This is a genomic window from Nonomuraea cavernae (genome assembly GCF_040655715.1).
Lineage (GTDB): Bacteria > Actinomycetota > Actinomycetes > Streptosporangiales > Streptosporangiaceae > Nonomuraea > Nonomuraea cavernae_A.
Map to the genome: position 1 here is coordinate 335,835 of NZ_JBFAKL010000006.1, position 10,176 is coordinate 346,010.

General features: G+C 66.6%; 5 protein-coding genes. All 5 read right to left on the reverse strand.

Translation table 11 applies throughout. The annotated features are described in order from the left end of the window. Nucleotides 1-66: 66 nt before the first annotated feature. Nucleotides 67-2,115 (reverse strand): elongation factor G, encoded by a 2,049-nt coding sequence (gene fusA, locus AB0I38_RS12000; protein ID WP_436838738.1) that lies wholly within the window; start codon nt 2,113-2,115, stop codon nt 67-69. A gap of 90 nt (nt 2,116-2,205) precedes the next feature. Continuing rightward, complete coding sequence (gene rpsG / locus AB0I38_RS12005; protein WP_189126398.1) at nt 2,206-2,676, reverse strand: 30S ribosomal protein S7; 471 nt, start codon at nt 2,674-2,676, stop codon at nt 2,206-2,208. Nucleotides 2,677-2,678: 2 nt separating this feature from the next. Then, the gene (gene rpsL, locus AB0I38_RS12010) at nt 2,679-3,053 is read right to left on the reverse strand and encodes a 30S ribosomal protein S12 (protein WP_049572713.1); all 375 of its coding nucleotides are present in this window, start codon (nt 3,051-3,053) and stop codon (nt 2,679-2,681) included. Nucleotides 3,054-3,572: 519 nt separating this feature from the next. Next, nucleotides 3,573-7,448, reverse strand: coding sequence for a DNA-directed RNA polymerase subunit beta' (locus AB0I38_RS12015; RefSeq protein WP_358465951.1), 3,876 nt, complete (start codon nt 7,446-7,448; stop codon nt 3,573-3,575). Nucleotides 7,449-7,464: 16 nt separating this feature from the next. Then, a partial coding sequence (gene rpoB / locus AB0I38_RS12020; RefSeq protein ID WP_358465953.1) for a DNA-directed RNA polymerase subunit beta occupies nt 7,465-10,176 on the reverse strand: 2,712 nt, incomplete at its 5' end.

The following is a 10,176-nucleotide window of genomic DNA, read 5'->3' on the forward strand; positions in this document are numbered from 1 at the left end:
AGGGGCCGAGGCCCCTTTGACGGGCGGGCGCCGATCGCTCGGCGCCCCTCCGTTGGGGTCCCGGGACTATTCGCCCCGGGCCTTCGCGACGATCTCCTTGGCGATGCCCGGAGGCACCTCCGCGTAGGAGTCGAACTGCATGCTGTAGCTCGCGCGCCCCTGCGTCTTGCTACGCAGGTCACCCACGTAGCCGAACATCTCAGACAGCGGCACGAGCGCCTCGACGACTCGGGCTCCGGCCCGCTCGTCCATCGCCTGGATCTGCCCGCGGCGACCGTTGAGGTCACCGATGACGTCACCCATGTAATCCTCGGGCGTGGTGACCTCGACGGCCATCATCGGCTCGAGAAGAACAGCGTCAGCCTTGCGCGCGGCCTCCTTGAAGGCCATCGAGCCGGCGATCTTGAAGGCCATTTCCGAGGAGTCGACGTCGTGCGCGGCGCCGTCGGTCAGCGTCACCTTCACGCCCACCATCGGGTAGCCGGCCAGCACGCCGAACTCGGCGGCCTCCTGGGCGCCCGCGTCGACCGAGGGGATGTACTCCCTCGGGACACGACCACCCGTGACCTTGTTCTCGAACTCGTAGCCGTCGTTGCCTTCGCCCAGAGGTTCGAGGTTGATGATCACCCGCGCGAACTGACCGGAACCACCGGTCTGCTTCTTGTGGGTGTAGTCGATCTTCTCCACCTTGCGGCGGATGGTCTCACGGTACGCGACCTGGGGACGGCCGACGTTGGCCTCGACCTTGAACTCGCGACGCATGCGGTCGACGAGGATCTCAAGGTGAAGCTCGCCCATGCCCCAGATGACCGTCTGGCCGGTCTCCTCGTCACGACGGACCTGGAAGGACGGGTCCTCCTCGGCCAGCCGCTGGATCGCGATCGACAGCTTCTCCTGGTCGCCCTTGGTCTTGGGCTCGATGGCGACGTTGATGACCGGAGCCGGGAACGTCATCGACTCGAGCACGACCTGGTTGGCCGGGTCGGACAGGGTGTCACCGGTGGTGGTGTCCTTCAGACCCATGACAGCCACGATCTGGCCGGCGATCGCCGACGGGCGCTCTTCGCGCTTGTTGGCGTGCATCTGGTAGATCTTGCCGATCCGCTCCTTCTTACCCTTCACAGAGTTGATGACCTGTGAACCGGTCTCGAGCGTGCCCGAGTAGATGCGGATGTAGGTGAGCTTGCCCAGGTGCGGGTCGCTGGCAATCTTGAACGCCAGCGCCGAGAAGGGCTCGGCCGGGTCCGCGTGACGCTCGATCACCTTCTCCTCGTTGCCGACCGCGTAGCCCTTGAAGGCCGCGAGGTCGGTCGGCGCGGGGAGGTAGGCGACGATCGCGTCGAGCAGGGGCTGCACGCCCTTGTTCTTGAACGCGGTCCCGCACAGCACCGGGTTGATGGCGCTGGACAGCGTCGCGCGGCGGATCGCCGCGACCAGCTGCTCCTCGGTGGGCTCAGCGCCCTCGAGGAAGAGCTCCATCAACTCGTCGTCGTTCTCGGCGACGGTCTCGATGAGGCGGTCACGCCACTCGCGAGCGGCCTCGGCGTGGTCGGCCGGGAGGTCGACGACGTCGTACATCTCGCCCTTGGCCGCCTCGGCGCTCCACAGGAGGCCCTTCATCGTGATGAGGTCGATGACGCCCTTGAAGTCCGCCTCGACGCCCCACGGGAGCTGAATGACCGCCGGAGCGGCGCCCAACCGGCTGATCATCATGTCGACGCAGCGGTGGAACTCCGCGCCGACGCGGTCCATCTTGTTGACGAAGCAGATCCGGGGGACCTCATAGCGGTCAGCCTGGCGCCACACCGTCTCTGACTGCGGCTCGACACCCGCGACGCCGTCGAACACGGCGACGGCACCGTCGAGGACACGGAGCGAACGCTCCACCTCGATGGTGAAGTCGACGTGCCCAGGGGTGTCGATGATGTTGATGGTGTGACCGTTCCACTCACAGGTCGTCGCGGCAGACGTGATCGTGATGCCGCGCTCCTGCTCCTGCTCCATCCAGTCCATCGTGGCTGCGCCCTCGTGGACTTCACCGATCTTGTAGTTGATGCCGGTGTAGAACAGGATGCGCTCGGTCGTGGTGGTCTTGCCCGCGTCGATATGGGCCATGATCCCGATGTTTCGGACCTTGGCCAGGTCAAGAGCGGTCGTGGTGGCCACTTCTCTCGCGTCCTCGTCGTCTCGTCGAACCCGCCGGGATTACCAGCGGTAGTGGGCGAAGGCCTTGTTGGACTCGGCCATCTTGTGGGTGTCCTCGCGCTTCTTGACACTCGCCCCAAGGCCGTTGCTGGCGTCGAGGAGCTCGTTCATGAGGCGCTCGGTCATGGTCTTCTCGCGGCGGGCGCGGGAGTACTGCACCAGCCAGCGCAGGGCCAGGGTGGTGCTGCGCGTCGCGCGCACCTCGACCGGCACCTGGTAGGTGGCGCCACCGACGCGACGGCTGCGGACCTCAAGGGTCGGCTTGACGTTGTCAAGCGCGCGCTTCAGGGTGACGACCGGGTCATTGCCCGTCTTGTCCCTGCAGCCCTCGAGGGCGCCGTAGACGATCGACTGCGCGATGGAGCGCTTGCCGTCCAGCAGCACCTTGTTGATCAGGGCGGTGACCAGCGGCGAACTGTAGACCGGGTCAGACATCAGCTGACGACGGCCAGGAGAACCCTTGCGAGGCATTGTTAGCTCTTCTCCCTCTTCGCGCCGTAACGGCTACGGGCCTGCTTGCGGTTGCGGACACCCTGGGTGTCCAGCGAGCCGCGGATGATCTTGTAGCGAACACCCGGCAGGTCCTTCACACGACCGCCACGCACGAGCACGATGGAGTGCTCCTGCAGGTTGTGGCCCACACCGGGGATGTAAGCCGTGACCTCGATGCCGTTGGTGAGCCGCACTCGGGCGACCTTGCGCAGCGCCGAGTTGGGCTTCTTCGGGGTGGTGGTGTAGACACGCTGGCACACACCGCGCCGCTGCGGACTCCCCTTGAGGGCAGGAGTCTTGGTCTTTGAGACCTTGTCCTGCCGGCCCTTGCGGACCAACTGCTGAATAGTGGGCACTGCCACTCCGTTTCGTGCCTTGGCCGGTGTTACGTCATTCTTCAATTCGCAGGTTCTGCCGGTGTCATGACCTGCGGATTGTCCTCGCTTCCGCGCCCCCGCGCTCGGGCGTGTCGCGCTGTCAGCACAGACACATCCACGAGGACTTCGAGCCAGGAAGCCGACCCGCGCTCTCGTAATGAGCGCACAGTCGAGAGCCCGCAAGAACGGGCACGATGGTCTAGGCTACCAGGCCCGCGCGACACGTCAAAACGGCGCGGAAAGGCTACCAGCCTTACCGCTCCCGGTGCGCGAGGCCCATCCCATCAAGGCCCGGCTACTGCTCCTCCGACATGATATAGGCACGCCCACTGTCCTGCGGCCCATCCGGCAGAACAAGGGCCGCCGAGGCGTCCCTTACCTGGTGAAAGTGCCCGGCCATCCGCAGCGGCCAGACTTCACTATCCCCCTGACGCGACACGCCCGGGCCTCTCAGAAGAGAGACCCGGGCGCGCGGACCACAGGATGGTCACCGAGTTTTCATCGGTTGTACTGGCCGAAGTCGTACTCCTCCAGCGGCACGGCCTCGCCGCTGCCGGTGCCGAAGGTGTAGTCGGCCGCGGAGCCGTCGTAGCCGCCCACGGTGTACATGGCGGCCTTGGCCTCCTCGGTCGGCTCGACCCGGATGTTGCGGTACTGGGGCATGCCCGTGCCGGCCGGGATGAGCTTGCCGATGATGACGTTCTCCTTCAGGCCCAGGAGCGAGTCGGACTTGGCGTGGATCGCCGCGTCCGTCAGGACCCTGGTCGTCTCCTGGAAGGAGGCCGCCGACAGCCACGACTCGGTGGCGAGCGACGCCTTCGTGATGCCCATGAGCACCGGGCGACCGGCGGCCGGAGAGCCGCCCTCCGCCACCGTCTCGCGGTTCATCTGCTCGAAGCGCGGGCGCTCGACGAGTTCGCCGGGCAGCAGGTCGGTCTCGCCGGACTCGAGCACGTTCACGCGCTTGAGCATCTGCCGCACGATGATCTCGATGTGCTTGTCGTGAATCGACACACCCTGCGACCGGTAGACCTGCTGGACCTCCGCCACCAGGTGCAGCTGCACGGCCCGCGGGCCGAGGATGCGCAGCACCTCGTTGGGGTTGACCGCACCGGCGACCAGCTGCTGGCCGACGGAGACACGCTGGCCCTCCGAGATGAGCAGGCGCGACCGCATCGAGACCGGGTAGGCGATCTCCTCGGACCCGTCGTCCGGGGTGATGACGATCTTCCTGGCCTTGTCGGTCTCGTCGACCCGGACCCGGCCCTCCGCCTCGGAGATCGGGGCGACACCCTTGGGGATGCGCGCCTCGAAGAGCTCCTGGACTCGGGGCAGACCGTGGGTGATGTCGGCGCCCGCCACACCACCGGTGTGGAAGGTACGCATCGTCAGCTGCGTGCCCGGCTCACCGATCGACTGGGCGGCGATGATGCCGACCGCCTCGCCGACGTCCACGAGCTTGCCGGTGGCCAGCGAGCGGCCGTAGCAGGTCGCGCAGACACCGATCTTGGCCTCGCAGACCAGAGCGCTGCGGGTGCGGACCGTCTCGACGCCCGCCTCGACCAGCTTGGTGACGTGGATGTCGTTGATGTCGACCCCGGCCGGGACGATGACCTTGCCGTCGACCTCGACGTCCTCGGCCAGGATGCGGCCGTGCACGTTGGACTCGGCGTTCTCGGCCTTGACCAGGTTGCCCGACGCGTCACGGTCGCCGACGTGGAGCGGGACCGCGCGGTCGGTGCCGCAGTCGATCTCGCGCACGATGACGTCCTGTGCCACGTCCACCAGACGACGGGTCAGGTAACCCGAGTCGGCGGTGCGCAGCGCGGTGTCGGCCAGACCCTTCCGCTGTCCGTGGGTCGAGATGAAGTACTCGAGCACCGACAGGCCCTCGCGGAACGAGGCCTTGATCGGGCGCGGGATCGTCTCACCCTTGGTGTTGGACACCAGGCCACGGATGCCGGCGATCTGACGCACCTGCATCTTGTTGCCTCGGGCACCGGAGTTGACCATCATCCAGACCGGGTTGGTCGCCGGGAAGGCGTTGACCATGTCGGTCTCGACGTCGGCCGTCGCATGCGTCCAGATCTCGATGAGCTCCTGACGGCGCTCCTCGTCGGTGATCAGACCGCGCTCGTACTCGCGCTGGACCTTGTCGGCCCGGCGCTCGTAGCTTTCCATGATCTCGGCCTTGTTCGGCGGCGCGACCACGTCGTCGATCGAGATCGTGACACCGGAACGGGTCGCCCAGCGGAAGCCCGCGTCCTTGAGCGCGTCGAGCGAGTTGGCGACCTCGACCTTGGGATAGGTCTCGGCCAGCTCGTTGACGATCGTGGACAGCTGCTTCTTGCCCACCTGGAAGTTGACGAACGGGTAGCTCGCGGGCAGCGTCTGGTTGAACAGGCACCGCCCGAACGTCGTCTCCAGGCGGATCGGGTCACCCTGCTCCCAGCCCTCCGGCGCGACCCAGTCACGGGGCGGCAGGACGTCCTTGAGCCGGATCTGGATCTTCGCCTGGATGTGCAGCTCCTGGCGGTCGAACGCCATCTGAGCCTCGGCGATCGAGCCGAAGATCCGGCCCTCGCCCGCGGCGCCGTCCTTCTGGGTGGTCAGCCAGTAGAGGCCGATGACCATGTCCTGGGTGGGCATCGTCACGGGCTTGCCGTCGGCCGGCTTGAGGATGTTGTTGGTCGAGAGCATCAGGATGCGTGCCTCGGCCTGGGCCTCAGCCGACAGCGGCAGGTGCACGGCCATCTGGTCGCCGTCGAAGTCGGCGTTGAACGCGGTGCAGACCAGCGGGTGGATCTGGATGGCCTTGCCCTCGACCAGCTGCGGCTCGAACGCCTGGATGCCCAGACGGTGGAGCGTCGGAGCGCGGTTGAGCAGCACCGGGTGCTCGGTGATGACCTCTTCGAGCACGTCCCACACCACGGGACGGGCCCGCTCGACCATCCGCTTGGCCGACTTGATGTTCTGGGCGTGGTTGAGATCGACCAGCCTCTTCATCACGAACGGCTTGAACAGCTCCAGCGCCATCTGCTTGGGCAGGCCGCACTGGTGCAGCTTGAGCTGCGGGCCGACGACGATGACCGAACGGCCGGAGTAGTCGACTCGCTTGCCCAGGAGGTTCTGGCGGAAACGGCCCTGCTTGCCCTTCAGCATGTCGCTGAGGGACTTGAGAGGCCGGTTGCCGGGACCGGTGACCGGGCGACCGCGGCGGCCGTTGTCGAACAGCGCGTCGACGGCCTCCTGGAGCATCCGCTTCTCGTTGTTCACGATGATCTCGGGGGCGCCGAGGTCGAGCAGACGCTTGAGCCGGTTGTTGCGGTTGATGACCCGGCGGTAGAGGTCGTTGAGGTCGGAGGTCGCGAACCGGCCACCGTCGAGCTGCACCATCGGGCGCAGGTCCGGCGGGATGACCGGGATGCAGTCGAGCACCATGCCGCGCGGCGAGTTGGTGGTGTTGAGGAACGCCGACACCACCTTGAGCCGCTTGAGCGCGCGGGCCTTCTTCTGGCCCTTGCCGCTGCGGATGGTCTCGCGCAGGTTTTCGGCCTCGGCGTCGAGGTCGAAGCTGATCAGGCGGTCCTGGATCGCCTGCGCGCCCATGCCGCCCTTGAAGTAGCGGCCGAAGCGGTCACGCATCTCGCGGTAGAGCAGCTCGTCGCCCTCCAGGTCCTGGACCTTGAGGTTCTTGAAGCGGCTCCAGACCTCCTCGAGCCGGTCCAGCTCACGCTGGGCCCGGTCGCGGAGCTGGCGCATCTCGCGCTCGGCGCCCTCGCGCACCTTGCGGCGCTGGTCGCCCTTGGCACCGGCGGCCTCGAGCTCGGCCAGGTCGGCCTCGAGCTTCTTCTGCCGGGCCTCGACGTCGGCGTCGCGGCGCTGCTCGATGTGCTGCCGCTCGACGGAGATCTTCGCCTCCAGCGAGGGCAGGTCACGCTCACGCATCTCGGTGTCGACATGCGTGATCATGTACGCCGCGAAGTAGATGACCTTCTCCAGGTCCTTCGGGGCGAGGTCGAGCAGGTAGCCGAGGCGCGACGGGACGCCCTTGAAGTACCAGATGTGCGTGACCGGCGCGGCCAGCTCGATGTGGCCCATCCGCTCACGACGCACCTTGGCGCGAGTCACCTCGACGCCACAGCGCTCACAGATGATGCCCTTGAACCGGACGCGCTTGTACTTGCCGCAGTAGCACTCCCAGTCGCGGGTGGGACCGAAGATCTTCTCGCAGAAGAGCCCGTCCTTTTCCGGCTTGAGAGTCCGGTAGTTGATGGTCTCCGGCTTCTTCACCTCGCCGTGGGACCACTGGCGGATGTCGTCGGCCGTGGCGAGGCCGATCCTGAGCTCGTCGAAGAAGTTGACGTCTAGCATGTGTGCGATCTCCCCCTCAGACTTCTTCCACGCTGCTCGGCTCACGCCGGGACAGATCGATGCCGAGCTCCTCCGCGGCGCGGAAGACGTCCTCGTCGGTGTCTCGCATCTCGATGGACATGCCGTCGCTCGACAGCACCTCGACGTTGAGGCAGAGCGACTGCATCTCCTTGATGAGGACCTTGAAGGACTCGGGAATACCGGGCTCGGGAATGTTCTCGCCCTTGACGATCGCCTCGTAGACCTTCACGCGGCCCAGGACGTCGTCGGACTTGATCGTCAGCAGCTCCTGGAGCGCGTAGGCGGCGCCGTAGGCCTCCAGGGCCCACACCTCCATCTCACCGAAGCGCTGGCCACCGAACTGGGCCTTACCGCCGAGCGGCTGCTGGGTGATCATGGAGTAGGGGCCGGTCGACCGGGCGTGGATCTTGTCGTCCACCAGGTGCAGGAGCTTGAGAATGTAGATGTAGCCGACCGAGATCGGATACGGGAACGGCTCACCGGAGCGGCCGTCGTAGAGCCGCGCCTTGCCGCTGGCCTCGACCATCCGGTCACCGTCACGGTTGGGGACGGTGTTGCCGAGCAGGCCGACGATCTCCTCCTCGTGGGCTCCGTCGAAGACCGGGGTCGCCATGTTGGTGCGCGGGTCAACGGTCTCGAAGCCCTTCTCGCGCAGCCGCTCGGCCCAGGCCTCCTGGATGCCGGAGATGTCCCAGCCCCTGGCCGCGATCCAGCCGAGGTGGGTCTCCAGGACCTGGCCGACGTTCATCCGGCCGGGCACGCCCAGCGGGTTGAGGATGATGTCGACCGGGGTGCCGTCCTCCAGGAACGGCATGTCCTCGACCGGCAGGATCTTGGAGATGACGCCCTTGTTGCCGTGACGGCCGGCGAGCTTGTCACCGTCGGTGATCTTACGCTTCTGAGCCACGTAGACGCGGACCAGCTCGTTGACACCGGGGGGAAGCTCGTCGCCCTCCTCGCGGCTGAACACGCGGACGCCGATGACCTTGCCCTGCTCGCCGTGCGGCACCTTCAGCGAGGTGTCACGGACCTCACGGGCCTTCTCACCGAAGATCGCACGAAGCAGCCGCTCCTCCGGCGTCAACTCGGTCTCGCCCTTGGGCGTGACCTTGCCGACCAGGATGTCACCGGGGACGACCTCGGCGCCGATGCGGATGATGCCGCGCTCGTCGAGATCGGCCAGGACCTCCTCGGACACGTTCGGGATGTCCCGGGTGATCTCCTCAGGACCCAGCTTGGTGTCACGGGCGTCGACCTCGTGCTCCTCGATGTGGATCGAGGACAGGATGTCGTCCTGCACCAGCCGCTGCGACAGGATGATCGCGTCTTCGTAGTTGTGACCCTCCCACGGCATGAACGCCACCAGGAGGTTCTTGCCCAGGGCCATCTCACCGTTCTGGGTGCACGGACCGTCGGCGATCACCTGGTTGACCTCGACCCGGTCGCCCTCGGCGACGATGGGCTTCTGGTTGAACGAGGTGCCCTGGTTGGAACGCTTGAACTTGGCGATCCGGTACGTCGTCCGGGTGCCGTCGTCGTTCATGACGGTGACGTAGTCGGCCGAGACCTCCTCGACCACACCCGCCTTCTCGGCGCTGATGACGTCGCCGGCGTCGGTCGCGGCACGGTATTCCATGCCGGTGCCGACCAGCGGCGCCTCGCTCTTGAGCAGCGGCACCGACTGGCGCTGCATGTTGGAGCCCATGAGCGCGCGGTTGGCGTCGTCGTGCTCGAGGAACGGGATCATCGCGGTGGCCACCGACACCATCTGGCGCGGCGACACGTCGATGTAGTCGACCTCCTCGGCACGGGCCAGCTCGGTCTCACCACCCTTGGTGCGGACCAGGACGCGCCTCTCGGCGAAGGTGCCGTCGGCGTTGAGCACCGTGTTGGCCTGCGCCTTGACGAAACGGTCTTCCTCGTCGGCGGTCAGGTAGTCGATCTGGTCGGTCACCTTGCCGTCGACGACCTTGCGATAGGGCGTCTCGACGAAGCCGAACGCGTTGATGCGTCCGTAGGAGGCGAGCGAGCCGATCAGGCCGATGTTGGGGCCTTCAGGGGTCTCGATCGGGCACATCCGGCCGTAGTGGGACGGGTGCACGTCACGGACCTCGAAGCCGGCCCGCTCACGGGAGAGACCACCGGGGCCGAGCGCGGACAGACGCCTCTTGTGCGTCAGGCCGGCCAGCGGGTTGGTCTGGTCCATGAACTGGGACAGCTGCGAGGTGCCGAAGAACTCCTTGATCGACGCCACGACCGGGCGGATGTTGATCAGGGTCTGCGGCGTGATCGCCTCGACGTCCTGCGTGGTCATGCGCTCGCGCACGACCCGCTCCATGCGGGCCAGGCCCAGGCGGACCTGGTTCTGGATGAGCTCGCCGACGCTGCGCAGGCGGCGGTTGCCAAAGTGGTCGATGTCGTCGACCTCGACGATCACCGTGTCGATCGGCGCCTCGGCGGCGGCCGGCATCGAGTCCTCGCCGGCGTGCAGCCGGACGATGTACTCGATCGTGGCGACGATGTCCTCTTCGGTCAGCGTGCCCTGGGTGATCTCGCTACCGACTCCCAGCTTCTTGTTGATCTTGTAACGACCCACCTTGGCGAGGTCGTAACGCTTGGGATTGAAGTAGAGGTTCTCCAGCAGGGTCTGCGCCGACTCCTTGGTCGGCGGCTCACCCGGCCGCAGCTTGCGGTAGATGTCGAGCAG